General features: G+C 59.9%; 17 protein-coding genes, 1 tRNA gene and 1 pseudogene. 10 read left to right on the top strand and 9 right to left on the bottom strand.

Annotated features, from left to right (window positions below; genetic code table 11):
* Window positions 1–122 precede the first annotated feature (122 nt).
* Complete coding sequence (locus tag ACA060_RS24350) at window positions 123–1,541, bottom strand: short-chain fatty acid transporter (protein WP_109634832.1); 1,419 nt, start codon at window positions 1,539–1,541, stop codon at window positions 123–125.
* Window positions 1,542–1,742: 201 nt separating this feature from the next.
* Here ACA060_RS24350 and ACA060_RS24345 point away from each other — a divergent pair, with 201 nt between their 5' ends.
* The 4 genes and pseudogenes from ACA060_RS24345 (at window position 1,743) to ACA060_RS24330 (ending at window position 5,158) form a co-directional block, all read left to right on the top strand.
* Window positions 1,743–3,056 carry an MFS transporter gene (locus tag ACA060_RS24345; protein ID WP_497313699.1) on the top strand — a complete coding sequence of 438 codons (1,314 nt, stop codon included), beginning with the start codon at window positions 1,743–1,745 and terminating at the stop codon, window positions 3,054–3,056.
* An 80-nt stretch (window positions 3,057–3,136) separates the two neighbouring features.
* Window positions 3,137–3,961 (top strand): annotated as a pseudogene (locus ACA060_RS24340) (PAS domain-containing protein); the annotation flags it as partial.
* Window positions 3,941–4,501, top strand: coding sequence for a methyl-accepting chemotaxis protein (locus ACA060_RS24335; protein WP_370655159.1), 561 nt, complete (start codon window positions 3,941–3,943; stop codon window positions 4,499–4,501). The pseudogene ACA060_RS24340 and the gene ACA060_RS24335, both read left to right, overlap by 21 nt.
* A 57-nt stretch (window positions 4,502–4,558) precedes the next feature.
* Window positions 4,559–5,158 (top strand): flavin reductase family protein, encoded by a 600-nt coding sequence (locus ACA060_RS24330; RefSeq protein WP_497313697.1) that lies wholly within the window; start codon window positions 4,559–4,561, stop codon window positions 5,156–5,158.
* 12 nt (window positions 5,159–5,170) lie between these two features.
* On the opposite strand, the gene ACA060_RS24325 is transcribed toward ACA060_RS24330, so the two are convergent.
* Window positions 5,171–5,539, bottom strand: a complete 369-nt coding sequence (locus tag ACA060_RS24325) for a cupin domain-containing protein (protein ID WP_109634825.1) — start codon at window positions 5,537–5,539, stop codon at window positions 5,171–5,173.
* A 77-nt stretch (window positions 5,540–5,616) separates the two neighbouring features.
* Window positions 5,617–6,426, bottom strand: a complete 810-nt coding sequence (locus ACA060_RS24320) for an AraC family transcriptional regulator (RefSeq protein WP_497313695.1) — start codon at window positions 6,424–6,426, stop codon at window positions 5,617–5,619.
* Window positions 6,427–6,577: 151 nt separating this feature from the next.
* On the opposite strand from ACA060_RS24320, the gene ACA060_RS24315 reads away from it, so the two are divergent.
* From ACA060_RS24315 to ACA060_RS24305, 3 genes are read left to right on the top strand one after another with little or no spacing between them, the layout of a single operon-like run.
* Window positions 6,578–7,216 (top strand): LysE family translocator, encoded by a 639-nt coding sequence (locus ACA060_RS24315; protein ID WP_497313693.1) that lies wholly within the window; start codon window positions 6,578–6,580, stop codon window positions 7,214–7,216.
* A 10-nt stretch (window positions 7,217–7,226) separates the two neighbouring features.
* On the top strand, window positions 7,227–8,321 hold the full coding sequence (gene ddlA / locus ACA060_RS24310; protein ID WP_497313691.1) for a D-alanine--D-alanine ligase: 1,095 nt from the start codon (window positions 7,227–7,229) through the stop codon (window positions 8,319–8,321).
* Between the two features lie 33 nt (window positions 8,322–8,354).
* Complete coding sequence (locus ACA060_RS24305; RefSeq protein ID WP_497313689.1) at window positions 8,355–8,699, top strand: gamma-glutamylcyclotransferase family protein; 345 nt, start codon at window positions 8,355–8,357, stop codon at window positions 8,697–8,699.
* 84 nt (window positions 8,700–8,783) lie between these two features.
* Here ACA060_RS24305 and ggt read toward each other — a convergent pair whose 3' ends face one another.
* Window positions 8,784–10,616, bottom strand: a complete 1,833-nt coding sequence (gene ggt / locus ACA060_RS24300; RefSeq protein ID WP_497313687.1) for a gamma-glutamyltransferase — start codon at window positions 10,614–10,616, stop codon at window positions 8,784–8,786.
* Between the two features lie 165 nt (window positions 10,617–10,781).
* Here ggt and ACA060_RS24295 point away from each other — a divergent pair, with 165 nt between their 5' ends.
* Window positions 10,782–11,891 carry a DUF2817 domain-containing protein gene (locus tag ACA060_RS24295; RefSeq protein ID WP_497313685.1) on the top strand — a complete coding sequence of 370 codons (1,110 nt, stop codon included), beginning with the start codon at window positions 10,782–10,784 and terminating at the stop codon, window positions 11,889–11,891.
* Between the two features lie 72 nt (window positions 11,892–11,963).
* Here the strand turns inward: ACA060_RS24295 and ACA060_RS24290 are convergent.
* Together ACA060_RS24290 and ACA060_RS24285 are read right to left on the bottom strand one after the other, a co-directional pair.
* Window positions 11,964–12,040 (bottom strand) — tRNA-Met (locus ACA060_RS24290).
* A 116-nt stretch (window positions 12,041–12,156) separates the two neighbouring features.
* Window positions 12,157–14,214, bottom strand: coding sequence for a methyl-accepting chemotaxis protein (locus ACA060_RS24285; RefSeq protein ID WP_497313684.1), 2,058 nt, complete (start codon window positions 14,212–14,214; stop codon window positions 12,157–12,159).
* 332 nt (window positions 14,215–14,546) lie between these two features.
* On the opposite strand from ACA060_RS24285, the gene ACA060_RS24280 reads away from it, so the two are divergent.
* Both ACA060_RS24280 and ACA060_RS24275 read left to right on the top strand, forming a co-directional pair.
* Window positions 14,547–15,764: an MFS transporter gene (locus tag ACA060_RS24280; RefSeq protein WP_497313682.1), complete on the top strand. Its 1,218-nt coding sequence runs from the start codon at window positions 14,547–14,549 to the stop codon at window positions 15,762–15,764.
* Between the two features lie 300 nt (window positions 15,765–16,064).
* Window positions 16,065–17,000, top strand: a complete 936-nt coding sequence (locus ACA060_RS24275) for an IS110 family transposase (protein WP_497312732.1) — start codon at window positions 16,065–16,067, stop codon at window positions 16,998–17,000.
* A gap of 131 nt (window positions 17,001–17,131) precedes the next feature.
* Here the strand turns inward: ACA060_RS24275 and ychF are convergent, their stop codons facing one another.
* From ychF to ACA060_RS24260, 3 genes are all read right to left on the bottom strand, one after another.
* Window positions 17,132–18,232: a redox-regulated ATPase YchF gene (gene ychF / locus ACA060_RS24270; protein ID WP_046053455.1), complete on the bottom strand. Its 1,101-nt coding sequence runs from the start codon at window positions 18,230–18,232 to the stop codon at window positions 17,132–17,134.
* Window positions 18,233–18,254: 22 nt separating this feature from the next.
* The gene (gene pth / locus ACA060_RS24265; protein WP_046030136.1) at window positions 18,255–18,839 is read right to left on the bottom strand and encodes an aminoacyl-tRNA hydrolase; all 585 of its coding nucleotides are present in this window, start codon (window positions 18,837–18,839) and stop codon (window positions 18,255–18,257) included.
* Between the two features lie 169 nt (window positions 18,840–19,008).
* Window positions 19,009–19,611, bottom strand: coding sequence for a 50S ribosomal protein L25/general stress protein Ctc (locus ACA060_RS24260; RefSeq protein WP_109634809.1), 603 nt, complete (start codon window positions 19,609–19,611; stop codon window positions 19,009–19,011).
* Window positions 19,612–19,617 lie beyond the last annotated feature (6 nt).

Here is a 19,617-nt window from a genome sequence, read left to right as displayed (position 1 = left end):
GTTGATCCTCAGGCATAGGACAACTGTTTTGAATACAACCGGGATTTTAATGTGGGAGCGGGCAAGTCGAATCGTCGCACCGCCGCTCCCACAGTAGTTTTGTGGTGATTATCAGGTCGGGATTAAGGCATCACCGGCGGCGTATACGTCAGCGTCGTTCCCAGCGCCCACAGCAAAAACAGCACCAGCGGCGTGTGCACCAACAACTGCACGAATGAAAAGCCGATCAAGTCCCGCGCCTTCAACCCGAGCACGCCCAGCAGCGGCAACATGTAGAACGGGTTGATCAGGTTCGGCAGGGCTTCCGCCGCGTTGTAGATCTGCACGGCCCAACCCAGGTGGTAGTTCAGGTCGGTGGCCACTTGCATGACGTACGGCGCTTCGATGATCCATTTGCCGCCGCCGGACGGGATGAAGAAACCCAGGATCGCCGAGTAGACGCCCATCAGCAGCGCATAGGTGTCGTGGGACGCGATGCTGACGAAGAAGGTCGAGATGTGGTGCGCCAGGGTTTGCGCGTCAGTGCCTTTGACCGTGGTCATCAGCGCGGCGATCGAGCCGTACAGCGGAAACTGGATCAGCACGCCGGTGGTGGTCGGCACGGCTCGCGCCACGGCATCGAGGAAACTGCGCGGACGCCAGTGCAACAGCGCGCCAAGCATGATGAACAGGAAGTTGTAAGTGTTCAGGCCCGAGATCGCGCTGATCGCAGGCTTGGTCGAAAACTCGTGGAACAACCATCCCGCCGCCAGCAGCACCAGCAAAATCGTCAGCAGTGGACTGTGCTCCAGCCATTCGCCGGGGCGGGTGCGCGGTTGCAGCGGCGGCAGGTTGAAGCTTGGGTCGATGCCGCAGGCTTCGGCGTCGCGGGCTGTTTTCGGCCCCGGCGCGGTGGCGTAGGCGATGATCAGCGAGATCACGATCAGGGCCAGCAACATGACGCCGGACTGCCAGAGAAAGATGGTCTGGGTGAAGGGAATGACGCCAGTGATCGACAGAATCGATGGCGGCAGGCTGGCCGGGTTGGCCTGCAATTGCGCGGCGGACGACGAAAGGCCCAAAGCCCACACGGCGCCGAGACCCAGATACGCGGCAGCACCGGCGGCGCGGTAATCCATTTTCAGGTCGGTGCGGCGAGCGAGGGCGCGCACCAGCAGACCGCCGAATACCAGCGACAAGCCCCAGTTCAGCAGTGACGCAACCATGGAAATCAGTGCGACCCAGGCCACGGCCGAACGACCGTTTTTCGGGATCCGCGCCAAGCGGTCGATGAGCTTCACCGCGGGCGGGGAGCTGGCGACCACATAACCGCCGATCACCACGAACGCCATTTGCATGGTGAACGGGATCAGGCTCCAGAAGCCGTCACCAAACGCCATTGCCGCATCGGTCGGTTTGGCGCCCATGAACAGAGTGGCCACTGTGACGATGATCACCGCCAGTGCGGCAAATACCCAGGAGTCGGGGAACCAGCGTTCGGCAAAACTTGAGCAGCGCAGGGCAAAACGGGCGGAGCGGGTATCTTCGATATCAGCGGCCACGGGAGTACCTCGAATTTTTATGTTTATTGTGGTCTTTGGGGCGGCAAAGGCCCGTCTGGACAGGTGCCAACAGTAAATCAATCAGTCATATTTTGTGACGAAGATTAACCGGTCTGAGACTTTCGTCTAACGGGTTGTCCGTGGGCGCATTTGCGTAGACCATGGGCGCCTTGGTTTTTTGCCCGTGCCAGAGTTCTTTTCATGACTGCCAACACCGATTCGCGCCCGGCGCCCTTCAGCCGCTCGGACTACAAGACCCTTGGCCTGGCGGCCCTTGGCGGCGCGCTGGAAATCTACGACTTCATCATTTTCGTCTTTTTCGCGCTGACCCTCAGCCAGCTGTTTTTCCCGCCGGAAATGCCCGAGTGGTTGCGCTTGCTGCAAAGCTTCGGGATCTTCGTGACGGGTTATCTGGCGCGTCCATTGGGCGGCATTCTGATGGCGCACTTCGCCGACCGGATGGGGCGCAAGAAGGTCTTCAGCCTGAGCATCCTGATGATGGCGCTGCCGTGCCTGCTGATCGGGATCATGCCGACCTACGCCCAGATCGGCTATTTCGCACCACTTTTGCTGTTGGCCCTGCGGGTCTTGCAAGGCGCGGCAGTCGGCGGAGAAGTGCCGAGCGCCTGGGTGTTCGTCGCCGAACATGCGCCGGCCGGGCATCGCGGTTATGCCCTGGGTTTCCTGCAGGCCGGGCTGACCTTTGGCTACCTGATCGGCGCCTTGACGGCGACCTTTCTGGCGCAGGCGTTCACCCCGGCGGAAATTCTCGATTACGCCTGGCGCTACCCGTTCCTGCTGGGCGGTGTGTTCGGGGTGATTGGTGTCTGGCTGCGCCGCTGGCTCAGCGAAACCCCGGTGTTCATGGCCATGCAGGCGAAGCGCGATGCCGCTGTCGAACTGCCGTTGCGCACGGTCTTGCGCGAACATCGCCTGGCGATATTACCGGCGATGATCCTCACCTGCGTACTGACATCGGCGGTGGTGGTGTTCGTGGTCATCACCCCGACCATGATGCAGAAAACTTTCGGCATGACCGCCAGTCACACCTTCGCCTTGAGTGCCCTTGGCATTGTGTTCCTGAACATCGGCTGCGTACTCGCCGGGCTGCTCGTCGATCGCATCGGTGCCTGGCGCACGGTCATGCTTTACAGCCTGCTGCTGCCGCTGGGCATCGGCGTGCTTTATACGTGCCTGATCACCGGCGGCGACTGGATTGGCTTGGCGTACGCGATTGCCGGTCTCGGTTGCGGGGTCGTCGGCGCGGTGCCGTCAGTGATGGTCAGCCTGTTTCCGGCGCGGATTCGCGTCTCGGGGATTTCCTTCACCTACAACATTGCCTATGCGGCATGGGCAAGCATCACACCGCTGTTGCTGATCGGTCTGATGCCGTGGAGTCCGTGGATTTGCGTGATCTTCAGCGCGGTAATGGGCGCGGTGGGCGTGAGCAGCGCGGCGTATTTCGGCACACGCATGCCACGGGGTGAACACTGCCCGGCCGCCGGCACGGCATGAATGAAAAACCCGGCAGGCGTGTCCCAACTATTTTTGTAGGACAAACCTGAAACACTCTTCAGAAAATATCCGCAAGGCCGATGGTTAGGCTGCATGCCGCTTTCCTTCCCTGTCCATCGGTGCTTTCCATGTTCAACAAACGCTTGAAGCAGGAGCTGTCGGCTCTTCGCGAAGAACTCTCCAGCCTTCAGCAAGTGAAGGAAAGTCTGGAAAGCGAGATGCTGGTCCTGACCCTCGATCCCGATGGGCGGATTCAATCGGTCAACCAGAACTTCCTCGGCGAGATGCTCTACAAGAGCAGCGACCTGATCGGCCGGCACATCGAAGACATCGTCCCTCCCCATGTGAAATCGGACGAATTCCACCACCGCTTCAAGTCTGCGCTGACCCGTGGCGAGCACTTCGCCGGCACCGTGCGTTTGTTGCGTGGCAATGGCCAAGAAGCCTGGCTGCGCTCGATCGCGCAGCCGGTGCGGTCCTCGGAAGGGCGCATCAAGCACTTCTCGATTTACTCCAGCGACCTGACCCGCACCATCGAGGCGTCCCGCGAGCATGAGAACCTGATCGGTGCGCTGGTGCGTTCGACGGCGGTCATCGAGTTCGATCTCAATGGCAACGTGCTGGCGGCCAACGAGCGCTTCCTCAGCGGCATGGGTTACAGCCTGGCGCAGATCAAAGGCAAACATCACCGTACTTTCTGCGAACCTGAGGAGTACAGCAGCGCTGAGTATCAGAACTTCTGGCGCCGTTTGAACGCTGGCGAGTTCGTGGCGGGCCGCTTCAAGCGTGTGGACAGCCACGGTCGTGTGGTCTGGCTGGAGGCGTCCTACAACCCGGTGGTCGATGCCAACAACACGCTGTACAAAGTGGTGAAGTTCGCCACGGTGATTACCGATCAGGTCAATCAGGAGCAGGCGGTCGCCGAAGCGGCCAACATCGCCTACAGCACCTCCCAGCAAACCGATCAAAGCGCCCAGCGCGGCACCGCCGTGGTGACTCAAGCCGTGGACGTGATGCGTGATCTCGCCCGGCATATGCAGACCGCCGGCGAAGGCATCGAAGCGCTGAACGAGCAGTCGCTGGTCATTGGCACCATCGTCAAAACCATCAGCGGCATTGCCGAACAGACCAACCTGCTGGCGCTTAACGCGGCGATCGAAGCGGCGCGCGCCGGTGAGCAGGGCCGGGGTTTTGCCGTGGTCGCGGATGAAGTCCGGCAACTGGCTTCGCGCACCAGTCAGGCCACCGATGAAATCGTCGGCGTGGTGCGTCAGAACCAGGACATGGCGCGCAATGCCGTGGCCCTGATGACCGACGGCAAACTCCAGGCTGAACAAGGCCTGGCGCTGGCGGCGGAGGCGGGCACGGTGATCGTCGAGATCCAGGACGGCGCGCAGAAAGTGGTGAACGCGGTCGGGCAGTTCGCCAATCAACTGGCGACTTGATACCTGCGCTCCTTTTGGAAATCGCTACAATCGGCGTTTTCCACAGGAGCAGCCCTCATGAGCGTTTCCCATCGCCGTCCGGTTCCCTTGTCCAAGGCTTATCGCCTGCTCAATCACGGGCCGACCGTTCTGGTCAGCGCGGCGCATGACGGTCAGCGCAACATCATGGCCGCCGCGTGGGCGATGCCGCTGGATTTCGAGCCGCCGAAAATCGCCGTGGTGCTGGACAAGTCCACCTGGACCCGACAACTGCTGGAAGCGTCGGGAACCTTCGTGTTGAACGTTCCCTGCGCTGCACAGGCCGATATCGCCCAGACTGTGGGCTCGACGTCGGGACTGGAACTGACTCAAGGCCAGGGTCAGGACAAGTTTCAGGTCTATGGCCTGCAGACGTTCAGCGGTGAGCTGATCGATGCACCGATGCTTGAAGGTTGCGTCGCTTGGCTGGAATGCCGACTGCTGCCGGAGCCCAACAATCATCAGCAATACGATCTGTTCGTGGCCGAGGTGATTGCTGCCCAGGCCGATGAGCGCGTGTTCAGCGAGGGCCATTGGCACTTCGAAGGGCACGATGCACTGCGCACCCTGCACCACGTGGCTGGCGGGCATTTCCTGACAATCGGTGACCCGGTGGACGGCAAGACCCTGCAGCCGTAAACCGGCTGCCTTTCACACCCAGACGTCGTTCTGCGCGGTGCGCTCGCCACCCTCGCTGCCCGTGTTCAACACACCCTTGGGCTCAATCAGCAGCAACTTCACTTCCTGTTCGGCGCTGGGTTTGTGCTCGACACCCTTTGGCACCACGTACATTTCGCCCGCGTTTATCAGAACGTGGCCATCGCGAAAGTCGATGCGCAACTGCCCTTCAAGCACGATGAAGGTCTCGTCGGTATCCAGGTGATCGTGCCAGATGAAATCCCCCAGCAATTTCACCACTTTGAACTGGTAGTCGTTCATTTCGGCGATGACCCGCGGGCTCCAGTGCGAGTCGATCCGGGCGATTTTTTCAGCGAAGTTCAGGCTTTGGTAGGCGTTCATGAAACGAGCTCTCGTGGTTGATCGTGAATCCACGATAGTCAGCACGACAGCGGGTTTCTTGCACGATTGTGCGTGGCTCAGCGCTGGTGCATTTTCATCCAGCGGGCGGGCGACAGGCCGTAGGTCTTGCTGAATTGCCGGGTCATGTGGCTCTGGTCGGTGAAGCCGGCGATCAGCGCGGCACTGACCAGCGACTGGCCCTGGATGAGCAGTGCGCGGACCAGGTCCAGGCGGCGCATCGTCAGGTATCGATAAGGGCTGGTGCCGAACAACAGGCGAAAATCCCTCGACAGACTCCAGCGATCCCGGCCGCTGTGTTGCGCCAGTTCCTCCAGTGTCACCGTGCGATCCAGGGCGCTGTGGATAAACTCCCGCGCGCGTTCTGCCGCCACGTAGTCGAAGCGCTGGCGTTTGTCGGGCGCGCCGGAGACGCTGCTCAAGGCGTGTGCCAGATCGAACAGCGCGTCCTGTTCCTCCAATGGATCGAGGGGGCAATCCAGGCTTCGCAACAGCACATCGGTGGCGGCGAACAGGCGTGGGTCGGTCGACAATCCCGTCTTGATGAACGGCAGCGGCTGCCCGCCAAGTATCTGCTGGATCAGCGCCGGTTCGATGTACATCATTCGGTATTTGAAACCGGCCTCGGTGCCGGCCTCGCCATCGTGGACTTCGTCCGGGTGCAGCACCAACGTCCCGCCCGGCAGACTGTGGCGCCAGCCGCCGCGGTACTGAAAACTCTGCACGCCGGCCAGGGTGCGGCCGATTGCATAGGTGTCATGGCGGTGGAGGTCGTAGCCGTGGCCTGCAAAAAACGCCTCGAAACGCTTAACCCCGCCCACGTCGGGGGCGCGGTGGAACCAGTCGATGGGAGGCGGTTGCTTGGCCATGGTGTCGTTGTCTTGAACTCAATGTGAACACGGTAACCCAGGGACCGGCCACCTGTCTGCTGCCCGACAAAAGCCATTGGGCCGGTAGAAAACCGTGGGCAAATGTTGCAAGGTATCGAGCATTCTCTGAAGCCACGAAGGCGCCGATATTATGGAAATGACTCCTCTGAGCTACGCCGCACCGCTGTTGTCCCTGGCGCTTTTATGGACGGTGGCGGTAGTGACGCCGGGCCCCAATTTTTTCAATACCGCGCAATTGGCCGCCAGTTGCTCCCGCCGCCATGGCGTAGTGGCTGCGTTGGGCGTGGCGACGGGCACCGTACTCTGGGGACTGGCGGGAGGCCTTGGCATCAAGTCACTGTTCAGCGCAGCACCGACGTTGTACCTGAGCTTCAAGATTGCCGGTGGTTGTTACCTGATTTACCTGGGCCTGAAACAGTTCAAGCGCAAACCGGCGGTGATGCCGGGGGACAGTTCGTTGAACGGGGCAGGGCGCACGTTGCTGTCGGCTTATGGCCGGGGCTTTGTAGGCAATATGACCAATCCCAAAGCTGCGCTGTTCGTGGCGACGATTTTCGCCACTGCCATGCCTGCCTCCCCGCCACCCATGTTGCTCGCGCTGGCCGTGCTGACCATGGCGACCTTGTCATTCAGTTGGTATTGCAGTGTGGCGCTGCTGTTCGCCAGCCGTCGGGTCGCGGGGGCCTATGATCGTTCACGTAAATGGCTGGATCGCTTTGCCGGCAGTTGCTACTTGCTGTTCGGCGCGCATCTGGTGGCCAATCGTTGAGGTGTTTTGAATGAGTAAACTGCGGGTAGGTGTGATTTTTGGTGGTCGTTCGGCAGAGCACGAAGTGTCGCTGCAGTCGGCGAAAAACATCGTCGATGCGCTGGATCGGTCGCGTTTCGAACCGGTGCTGATCGGTATCGACAAACAAGGTCATTGGCACCTCAACGATCCTTCGAATTTCCTGCTCAACCAGGAAAATCCGGCCCTGATCGCCCTCAACCAGTCCAACCGGGAACTGGCCGTGGTGCCGGGCAAGGCCAGCCAGCAATTGGTCGAAACCTCCGGCCAGGAACTGCTGGGCCACGTCGACGTGATCTTCCCGATCGTGCACGGCACGCTGGGTGAAGACGGTTGCCTGCAAGGCCTGCTGCGCATGGCGGATTTGCCATTTGTCGGCTCCGACGTGCTTGGCTCGGCGGTGTGCATGGACAAGGACATCAGCAAGCGCCTGCTGCGTGACGCGGGGATTGCGGTCACACCGTTCGTGACATTGAACCGTGTCAGCGCCGCGCGCACCGGATTCGCCGAAGTCCAGGGCAAACTCGGACTGCCAATATTCGTGAAACCGGCGAACCAGGGCTCGTCCGTGGGCGTGAGCAAGGTCAGTGACGAAGCCGAATACACGGCGGCTGTGGAGCTGGCCCTGGGTTTCGATGAAAAAGTATTGATCGAATCCGCTGTCAGTGGCCGCGAGATAGAGTGTGCCGTGCTCGGCAACGAGGACGCCATTGCCAGCGGTTGTGGCGAGATCGTGGTGCGCAGCGGCTTCTATTCCTACGACAGCAAATACATCGACGCTCAAGCGGCTGAGGTCGTCGTACCGGCCAACATCAGCAGCGAAGCCAGTGAGCGCATCCGCGCCTTGGCCGTCGAAGCGTTTCAGGTGCTGGGCTGTTCCGGGCTGGCGCGGGTCGATGTGTTCCTGACCGACAGCGGCGAAGTGCTGATCAACGAAATCAACTCGTTGCCCGGCTTCACCCGAATCAGCATGTACCCCAAACTCTGGCAAGCCACCGGCATGACGTACAGCGAGCTGGTCAGCCGCTTGATCGATCTGGCGCTGGAGAAGCACAAGGCACGGCAAGCGCTGAAGATCACTCGCTGAGCGGCACGCGACTATTCAATCAAGGATTTATGGATGAGCGATAAAACGGTGAACCTGTTTTCCTACGGCACCTTGCAGGACAAAGTCGTGCAACTGGCCAACTTCGGGCGCGAACTGACTGGCCGTGCCGACGCGATGCTGGGTTACGAGCAGTCCTTGGTGGAAATCACCGACCCCGCGGTGTTGGCCACCAGTGGCAAGACGCATCACCCGATTCTTCGGCCGGGCAGCGACAGCAGCGCGCCGATTCCGGGGATGGTGTTCCAGATCACACCCGAGGAACTGGCGGCCGCTGACCGCTATGAAGTGTCGGATTACAAGCGTGTCAGTGTGGTCCTTCAATCCGGGATTGAAGCTTGGGTGTATGTGAGCGTGTAGTTGCGCAACACGCCGTTGTCCCGAATGGCATCTATAAAAAAGGGCCTACCTCCCGGTAAGCCCTTTCTCATTTATTCGTAGGACTCAATCCCCCAACGCCGCCCCTTCCCGCCGAGGATCGGCCCCGCCAGCCAGCGAAGCTTTCCCCTGTGCATCCTTCACCCGAACAATCGCCTGGGTGCCGCTGGTCATGTCGATCTCGTTCACGCTGTGCCCTTTGTCCTTCAACACCTGAATCAACCCGGCACTGAACTGACCCTCTTCCAGCTCCGTCGGGCCGTTGCGGCTGCCGAAGTTGGGCAGGCTGATGGCCGCTTGCGGGTCGAGGTTCCAGTCGAGCAGGCCGATGGTGGATTTGGCGACGTATTCGATGATCTGCGAGCCGCCGGGCGAACCGACGGTGGCGAGGAATTCACCGCTCTGGCGATCGAAGATCAGCGTCGGGGCCATGGACGAGCGGGGGCGTTTGCCGGGTTCGACGCGGTTGGCGACTTTCTGCCCGTTTTCTTCCGGGATGAACGAGAAGTCGGTCATCTGGTTGTTGAGCAGGAAGCCCTGCACCATCACGTGCGAACCGAACGCGGATTCAACGGTGGTGGTCATGGACACCGCGCCCCCTTCGTCATCGACCGCCACCACTTGCGAGGTCGAGATGCGCAGCGGCGAGCGATCCGGCGCGTAGGCGACCTTGATGCCCGGAGGAGTCCCTGGTTTGGCCGTGCCCATGCTGCGATCGCCAATCAGGGCGGCGCGGCTGGCCAGATAGGTCGGGTCCACCAAGCCTTTGACGGGGACAGGTACGAAGTCGGCGTCGGCCAGATACAGCGCGCGGTCGGCATAGGCCAGGCGCTCGGATTCGGAAATCAGGTGCACGGCTTCTGGCGTCGGCTCGGTGCCGGCGGATTTATCCGTCTTGAGCGGTTTCATTGAGGCCAAGGCGAAGCGCGGATCGCGAACTTCCAGCGCCTGGAGTGTGCCGAGGATCTGCGCCACAGCGATCCCGCCCGACGATGGCGGCGGCATGCCGCAAACCTGCCAGCGTTTATAGTCGGTGCACAGCGGCGCGCGCTCCTTGGCCGTGTAGCCTTGGAGGTCGTTCAGCGACAGGCTGCCGGGGTTGGCATGGCCCTGAACCTTGGCGACGATTTCTTGCGCAACCGGCCCTTTGTACAACGCATCCGGCCCTTCTTTGGCGATGCGTTTGTACACCGCGGCCAGCGCCGGGTTTTTCAGTTGAGTACCGGCCGCTTTCGGGCTGCCATCCGCATTCAGGAAATACGCCACCATGTCCGGCGAGCGGCGCATGGATGAGTCTGAAGCGATCAGCTGATGCAGGCGCGGTGAGATGGCGAAACCTTGCTCCGCGAGCCGGATGGCCGGTTCGAACAACTGCGCCCACGGCAGGCGACCGTGTTTCTCATGAGCCAACTCAAGCGCCCGCAATACGCCGGGCGTTCCCACCGAGCGACCACCAATCTGCGCCTGGGTGAAGGCCATCGGTTTGCCGTCGGCCTGCAGGAAAAGCTTCTCTGTGGCGCCGGCCGGAGCGGTTTCGCGACCGTCGTACGTGCGCACGTTCTTGCCATCCCACAACACAATGAACGCGCCGCCGCCGATGCCCGAGGATTGCGGTTCCACCAGCGTCAGCACCGCTTGCATGGCAATCGCGGCATCAATCGCCGCGCCGCCCTGACGCAGTATTTCCCGGCCGGCTTCGGCTGCCAGAGGGTTGGCGGCTGCGGCCATGTGTTTCGAGGCGTATTGGGTTTTCAGGTCGGTGCGATAACCCGACGCAACTTCCGGCGCGATTGGCAACGTCGAAGTGGGCGGAGCGCTGCAGGCAGCGAGGGTCAGCGCGGTGGCGATCAGCGAAAGGGCTGACAGGCGATAGCGGCTCAAGTGGAAGGCTGAGAACACGTGTGGGCACTCCGTCCGTGGGAAAAGATCATGGGACTTTATCGGCCGCCAGAGCGAGGTGCAAATCACGGACTACAGCACAGGCGCTTTTGTCCTTCATCAGTCGACAGATTTTCTGTAGGGTCGAGGGCAACAGACGGGTCAAAAGATCAACAAGAGGCAGCCATGCAGACCGAGTTTCCCACGCAGCCGAGTTATCGCACTCAACGTGAGCAATTCCTCGCGGCAGCGACCGCGGCCGGAGCGACGTTGACCGAGTATCCTCACCCACTCACAGGGCCATTCGGCGAGCCCTTGAGCACCGATGTGGCGGTGTTGGGCGATCCGGCCGCCAAGCGACTTCTGATCGCGTTGAGCGGCACCCATGGAGTGGAAGGTTTCTATGGATCGGGATGCCAGATCAAATGGATGCAGGAGTTGGGCAAGCGTTCACTGCCGGCCGATGTCGCGGTGGTGATGATCCACCTGATCAATCCCTGGGGCACCGCGTGGCTGCGTCGGGTCAACGAAGACAACATCGACCTGAACCGCAATCACCTGAACTTCGAACGTCCGCTGCCGGACAATCGGGCTTACGCAGCGCTGCATGAAATCTATGCCTTCACCGAGTTGCGAGGCCCCGAGCGTGGTCGCGCCGATGCCTTGCTCGACGAGCAGATTCAAAAGCACGGCTGGCCGGCGGTGATGTCGATTGTCGAGGGTGGCCAGCACAGTCATCCCGATGGTCTGTTTTATGGCGGGCTGGCGCCGAGCTGGTCGAACCGTACGCTGCACGAAATCCTGCATAAGCATGTTTCCCATGGCGAGGTCGCAATGTGTTTCGACTTGCACACCGGTGCTGGCGAATACGGTCATCCGATGTTGCTGGCCATCACCGAGGGCGCTTATCCCGCGCTGCCCGATGCGCAGGCCATCTACGGTCCGTGGCTCTACACGTTGCTCACGAGCGCCGACACCTTGAGTGAGACCGGTGTGGCGGCCACCGCTACGGGCTACACCTCGCAGGCGCTGATCAATGCGCTGCCGCAGGTAAAACTGATGCCGTTCGTGATCGAGTGCGGGACGTATCCGGGGCCGGACGTTCATCGTCATTTGCGCGATGATCATTGGCTGCATCTGCACGGCAATCCGAGTGATGCGGTAGGGCGGGAGATCAAACTGAATCTGCTGGAGCAGTTCTATCCTGCCGACAGCGACTGGCAGGCGATGGTCTGGCTGAGGACCTGGCAAATTTGGGAGCGGGCGTTGTCGGCGTTGCCGACGATTCGTTCTTGATGTGCTGTTGAGAGGCGCTTTTCTCGAGGCATAAAAAAACGGCCTACCTTTCGGTAAGCCGTTTTTAGTACTTGGTGGCTACACAGGGACTTGAACCCCGGACCCCAGCATTATGAATGCTATGCTCTAACCAACTGAGCTATGTAGCCAAGTGGCGCGCATTATTCACCGGTAATGCAGATGCGTCAAGCGTAAATCTAAAATATTTCTCTACGCTTTCAACCGCTTATCCACCTGACCCGAAAATCCGGACCGGAGGAGGGCGTCAACTGAGCTGAAATCTCCCGGTATTGGCACTCAAGGCCTTACTGCCCTGGCTCAAGGTGTCCGCCGCCAGGTTCACCGCCCGGGCGCCTTCGAGCAATCTCACCGCTGCCTGATCGACCTGCTGGATGTTGCCGCTGACTTCATCGGCTGTGCTGGCTTGTTCCTCAACTGCCGTGGCGATCTGCGCCAGGGTGTCGGTCACGCCTTGTACCGCCAGGGCAATTTCCCCGAGGCGTTCGCCTAAACCGGTCACCGACTGGGCGTCACTTTGCGCCTGGTTACAGGCCGCTTCCATCAGGTTTACCGCTTCATTCACCGTGCTGCGCAGGCTGTCGACCGTGCCGGCGATCTGCGCGGTGGAGGATTGAGTGCGTTGCGAGAGGCTGCGCACTTCATCCGCGACCACTGCAAAGCCGCGACCTTGTTCGCCAGCGCGAGCCGCTTCGATGGCCGCATTGAGCGCCAACAGGTTGGTCTGTTCGGCGACGCCGCGAATGGTGTCGACCACCAATTGAATCTGTTGCCCTTGTTCGCTGACCCGGCCAAGTGCTGCCGCCGTCTCGTTCAAACGCTGGTTGAGCTGCTGAATGCTCGCCGTGGTGCGTTGGCTGTCGCGGCTGCTGTCGGCCGCAATGCGCTGGGTGTGTTGAGCGCTGCCGGAGGCCTGTTCACAACTCTGGGCGACCCCTTGCGAGGTGGCCGCCAATTGCGTGGCTGCAGCGGCGATCTGGCTGATCTGCAACTGCTGCGCTTCAACTTCGCCAAGGGCGCCGCTCGAGTGATGGTTGAGGGTGCGCACCGCATTGCTCACCTGCAAGGTTTCGTGATCGACCCCCAGCAAGCTGTTGCGCAGTTGCACCACCGCGACATTCAGCGCAGTGCTGATGGCCGCCAATTCATCGCGCCCCTGCACCGGCACTTGCAGGCTGAGGTTGCCGTCGCGCAACGCTTCGGCCAGCAGGGTGATGCCGCTGGCGCTGCGACGGATCGAGGTCTGCAAGCAGATGAACAGGTACAGCGCCGCCAGGAGCAGGCAGCCAAAGATTGTCGCCACTAGAATGAACTGGCTTATCGCCGATCCATGGTAGTAATCCAGGCGATGATCCAGCGACACCAGCGACTGCTGGCGCAGCGAGGCGAGGTCGGTGAGCAGGCTGTCGAGGCTGCGTTCGAACTCTTCCGGCTTGAGCTTGATGCTGCCGCCGAAGACTCCGTCATCGAGGACTTTCAGTTCGGCGTCCAGATGCTTGAGGCTGTCGTGGTATTGCCCGGCCCAGCTCTGCAAGGCGCTGGGCAGGCGTGCTTCCAGGAGGCTGGCGGTTTTCACCAACTGTTCCCGGGCATCGCCGATGCGGCTGCGCAAATCGCGCAGTTGCAGACGGCTTTGCAGGGTGAACTGCCCGGACACCACCGATGCCTGGCCGACACTGGCCAGGCGGCCAACCCGCTCAATCAGGTCCGGCGCATGTTGCGTCGAGATTTGCGTCAGCAGGTAGGTTTCCAGCCACGGCGCGAGCGTCAGGCGATTGTCCATGGCGATCTGCTCGCGCAAGGCTTGCAGCGCACTCAAGGCATTGGTGAAACGATCGTAGCCATCCGGCCACCAGCCGACGCTGCTCAGGTTTTTCGAGTCGAGGCCGTTGAGTGCGGTTTGCAGCGCCTGATAACGGGTCAGGGTTTCGCCCTCGGCGCCTTCGGTTTTAAGCGCATTACCGAGGTCTGTGGTGGCTTGGGCGACGGCGGGTTGAACCGCATCGAACGCGGCCATCGCGGCAAGGGTCGCAGGCGTTGGCTGGCGATTGGTTTCCGTCGCGCGCCAACGCGCCGCGCGGTCACGTTGGGCGGCGAGCAGGTTATCCAGCGCATCCAGGGCGAGCAGTTGACGAACGCCGGCACGTTCGCCGGAGATCAAATTAAGTTTGGCCCGATAGTCCTGACCGATCATCAACAGGCTGCCCGCCAGCGGCAGGATAAACAGCAGGAACAACAGCTGAAATTTGCGTGCGAAGCCAAAACGCCCCAGCAATCCAATCCCCGGTGATAAAAAAGCCTGCATGCCCCATGACTCCTCTGGACACCACGCACCAATGGCGTGCGTCGGGGTCGTTGCGACCGCGACTTGTGCCCCTTTAAAAGGCCTCGAAAGTTCACCCTTGTCAGCTCTGTAGGCCGACTCTGTGGCGAAACTTCCCATTCTCGGTCCCCTTTGTAAGGGGCCGCGTTGAAGCGGATTAACAACGCAAGATTCAGACCATGGCGTTGCGCTATCACCTCCTCGGCGATGAAAGTCGAGGTCGTTAGCAGGCTAAGGGGATGGCGCTGCTGCACTGAAAAATGGCACATTGACGCACCTGCCCGTGTGCACCCATCTGCTGTACGGAAAATCTCATGGCTATTACGAACGCTCAGACCGGCGCGACGTCGGCACCCGCGACTCCACAAAGCAGCCCGCTGGTCATGCGCATCATCGGCGCGGTGGCGCTGGCGCATTTGATCAACGATTTGATCCAGTCGGTGCTGCCGTCGATTTATCCGATGCTCAAGGCCAACTATGGCCTGACGTTTACCCAGGTTGGATTGATTACCCTGACCTTTCAGCTGACCGCGTCATTGTTGCAACCGTGGGTCGGTTACCACACCGATCGCCATCCCAAACCCTGGCTGCTGCCGGCGGGAACGGTCTGCACGCTGATCGGCATTTTGATGATGTCGGTGGTCGGCAGCTTCCCGATGATTCTGCTCGCGGCGGGGTTGATCGGCATCGGCTCGTCGACCTTCCATCCCGAAGCCTCTCGTGTGGCACGGCTGGCCTCGGGCGGGCGGTTCGGCTTGGCGCAATCGACCTTTCAGGTGGGCGGTAATGCCGGTTCCGCTTTTGGTCCATTGCTGGCGGCGGCGATCATCATTCCGTTTGGCCAAGGTCATGTGGCCTGGTTCGGATTGTTCGCCGTGTTTGCGCTGTTCGTGCTCTATCGGATCAGCCGCTGGTACGCCAATCACTTGAACCTGTTCAAGCTCAAGCAAGGTCAGGCCGCCACTCACGGGCTGTCGAAACGTCGGGTGATCAGTGCGCTGGTGGTGCTCGGGCTGCTGGTGTTCTCCAAGTATTTCTACATGGCGAGCTTCACCAGCTACTTCACCTTCTACCTGATCAAGAAGTTCGACCTGTCGGTGGCCAGTTCGCAGCTGCATCTGTTCCTGTTCTTGGGTGCGGTGGCAGCGGGGACCTTCTTCGGTGGCCCTATTGGCGACAAGATTGGCCGTAAGGCGGTGATCTGGTTTTCGATCCTTGGTGTTGCGCCGTTCACCTTGATCCTGCCGCATGTTGATCTGTTCTGGACCAGCATTCTCAGCGTGGTGATTGGATTCATCCTCGCGTCGGCGTTCTCGGCCATCGTGGTTTATGCCCAGGAACTGGTGCCGGGCAATGTCGGAATGATTGCCGGGGTGTTCTTCGGATTGATGTTCGGTTTTGGCGGGATTGGCGCGGCGTTGCTCGGGCATTTGGCCGACATTCACGGCATCGAATACGTCTACTACCTGTGTTCGTTCTTACCGTTGTTAGGCGTACTGGCGATCTTCCTGCCAAAAACCAATACGCCCTGACCAAACACAAATCCCCTGTGGGAGCGAGCCTGCTCGCGATTGCGGTCTCACATTCACCATGGATGTCGTTTGACACTCCGCCATCGCGAGCAGGCTCGCTTGTATGTTTAGACTTGAAGGGGTGGGTGGGACTACAGACTCGATTCTGACTCTGACCAGTACAGACTGTGGGAGACTTCTCGTCCCGCCCCTTCTACCCAAAGCGCCGATAAGGAATTCATCGGTAAACCGACGATAGAGACAAGCCAGCGCAACGGTAGACCCCAACAAGCACTTAAACCCTAGCTCCGAGGATTCGTCATGACAATCCTTACTTCGCAGACGGTTGTTGGTATCGATATCGCCAAGGCCCAAATTGCTGTCTATCGCACCGACCTGCAAATCATTCAAGACATCAAGAACGATCGAACCGCCCTCAAGCGTTGGCTTAAAACCCTGCCTGCCCAAAGCGCTATCGCCGTTGAAGCCACCAACATCTACCACTTGGACACGGTAGAGCTGGCCCATGAGATGGGTCATCAGGTCTACGTGGTGGATGCTTATCGCGTGAGTCATTACCGCCGTGGCGTTGGCCAACGAGCCAAGAACGATCCCTGCGATGCGCGTTTGCTGGCGCGTTACCTGGAGAATGAACAAAGCAAACTGCGGGTCTGGAGCCCGCCACCCAAGGCCTACAGCTCGCTGAAAAGCCTGCTTCACAGACGTGCAACGCTGATCCAGAACCATGCTGGGCTGATGTTGAGTTGGGCCAATGAACCCTTGTTGAAGAAAGTGCAGGTCGCTCAGCAGAAGGCGTTCAAGCAAGCGGATCAGGCGATTCAGAAACTGCTGCGCAAGGTCAGCAAAGAGGCGGGAATTGAGGCGAATATTGATCGCTGCAAAGCCATCGAAGGCGTTGGGGAACTGACCGCAACCGGGTTGGCGACGACCTTTATGCGGGGCGATTTTGCGAACAGCGATGCGTTCATCGCATTCCTGGGAATGGACTTGGCAGTCGAAGACTCCGGCAAGAAGAATGGGCAGCGGTACCTGACCAAAAAAGGAGATCCGGAGGTTCGTCGTTTGGCGTACAACGCCGCAATGGCGGCGTGTCGCTCGCCTAAATGGAAGCCGTTTTACGAGGCATACCTGGCTAGAGGCTTCTCGAAAACCCAGGCCTTGGTTGCCTTGGCCCGAAAGCTCTGTCGAGTGGCATTTGCCCTGATGAAAAATCAGAGCGAATACCTGTCAGCCTGAGAATTCAGGGTTGCCGGGCAACATAGAATCTCCCACATTGGTTTGGTGGTGTGGCGGATGATTATTTCAGGCACAAAAAAGCCGCGTATCAAACGCGGCTTTTTCTTGTGCGGCTGTTTCGTCTTGAAAACTTAGACGTTGAAACGGAAGTGCATCACGTCGCCGTCTTTAACGATGTAGTCCTTGCCTTCCAGACGCCATTTACCGGCTTCTTTGGTGCCGGCTTCGCCCTTGTACTGGATGAAGTCGTCGTAGGCGATGACTTCGGCGCGGATGAAGCCTTTTTCGAAGTCGGTGTGGATCACGCCAGCGGCTTGTGGTGCGGTGGCACCGACGCGGACGGTCCAGGCGCGGACTTCTTCGACACCGGCGGTGAAGTAGGTCTGCAAGTGCAGCATTTCGTAGCCGGCGCGGATTACGCGGTTCAGGCCAGGTTCTTCCAGGCCCAGGGCTTCGAGGAACATGTCTTTTTCTTCGCCGTCTTCAAGCTCGGCGATTTCGGCTTCGATCTTGTTGCAGACCGGAACCACCATGGCGCCTTCTTCTTCGGCGATGGCTTTGACGATGTCCAGCAGCGGGTTGTTCTCGAAACCGTCTTCAGCGACGTTGGCGATGTACATGACCGGCTTGGTGGTCAGCAGGTGGAAACCACGAATCACCGCTTTATCGTCGGCGCCCATGGTCTTCATCAGGGTGCGCGCTGGCTTGCCGAGGGTGAAGTGAGCGATCAGTTGCTCCAGCAGGCCTTTTTGGACCACGGCGTCCTTGTCACCACCCTTGGCGTTACGCGCGACTTTCTGCAGTTGCTTCTCACAGCTGTCGAGGTCGGCGAAGATCAGTTCCAGGTCGATGATTTCGATGTCGCGTTTCGGGTCGACGCTGTTGGAGACGTGAATCACGTTCTCGTCTTCGAAGCAGCGGACCACGTGGGCGATGGCATCGGTCTCGCGGATGTTGGCGAGGAATTTGTTGCCCAGGCCTTCACCTTTCGAGGCGCCGGCGACCAGGCCCGCGATGTCGACGAATTCCATGGTGGTCGGCAGGATGCGCTTTGGATTGACGATGGCCGCCAGGGCTTCCAGACGCGAATCCGGCATCGGCACGATACCGGTGTTCGGCTCGATGGTGCAGAAGGGGAAGTTCTCGGCCGCGATCCCGGATTTGGTCAGGGCGTTGAACAGGGTGGACTTGCCGACGTTAGGCAGGCCGACGATGCCGCAATTGAATCCCATGGTGTTTCCCCTCGGATAAGAGTCAGGCCTTCTGGCTGTGCAGGTTTTTCATCGCGCGGTTCCATTCCCCGGCGAGGATATCCGGCAGCACGCCGAGGGCAAAGTCGATGCTGGCATCGAGTTTTTCCTGTTCGGCGCGTGGCGCACGACCCAGGACGAAATTTGAAACCATACTGGCAACGCCCGGGTGGCCAATGCCAAGCCGCAAGCGATGAAAGGTATTCTGATTGCCCAGTTGCGCAATGATGTCGCGCAACCCGTTGTGACCGCCGTGACCGCCGCCCTGTTTGAGTTTGGCAACGCCCGGTGGCAGGTCGAGTTCGTCATGCGCCACGAGGATTTCTTCAGGCTTGATGCGGAAGAAACCGGCGAGTGCCGCGACGGCCTGGCCGCTGCGGTTCATGTACGTGGTGGGAATCAGCAGACGAACATCCTGACCCTGGTGCGAATAGCGACCGGTCAGGCCGAAATATTTGCGATCCGCCACAAGGTTTACGCCCTGTGCGTTCGCGATGCGCTCAACAAAAAGGGCCCCTGCGTTATGCCGGGTCTGTTCGTATTCAGCGCCTGGATTTCCCAGGCCAACGATCAGTTTGATGGCAGTCACGATAGGGGCCCTTCCTTGGAGTGGTGGATAACATCGCCGCAATCAGTGTGTGCGGCGAAAGTGGACGACAAGTGCTCATTTACCATTATGTAAACTCCGCGTTCTCGCCCGCTTTCTCGCTACGCTCTAGTCCGCGATGTTTCCAGACACTCCGGCAAACAGAGTGAAATTACTCTGCTTCGCCTTCTTCGGTAGCTTCTGGAGCAACACGTGGAGCGTGGACGTTGGCAACAGCCTTGTCATCGCCGTGTGCCAGAGCAACAAACTCAACGCCTTTAGGGGCTTTGAGGTCGGACAGGTGAATGATCGAACCGATTTCGGCGTTAGCCAGGTCGACTTCGATGAACTCAGGCAGGTCCTTCGGCAGGCAGGTCACTTCGATTTCCGAAACAACGTGCGAAACTTCGCCGCCTTTCTTGATCGGAGCTTCTTCACCAACAAAGTGTACAGGCACGATAGCGGTCAGTTTCTGGCCAGCTACAACGCGTACGAAGTCGGCGTGCAACACGTGGCCTTTGGCCGGGTGACGCTGCAGAGCTTTGATGATTACGTTTTGCTTGGTGCCGCCAACGTTCAGCTCGATGATGTGGCTGTAAGCCGCTTCGTTTTCGAGCAGTTTGGCAACTTCTTTAGCCAGCATGCTGATGGATTCAGGGGCTTTTTCGCCACCGTAAACTACAGCTGGAACCAGGCTTGCGAGACGACGCAGGCGGCGGCTCGCACCTTTCCCCAGGTCGGAACGCACTTCAGCATTCAGAGTAAAATCGTTCATGTTGTA

The organism is Pseudomonas sp. LBUM1671, assembly GCF_059695685.1.
This window is presented reverse-complemented; position numbering and strand designations above follow the sequence as displayed.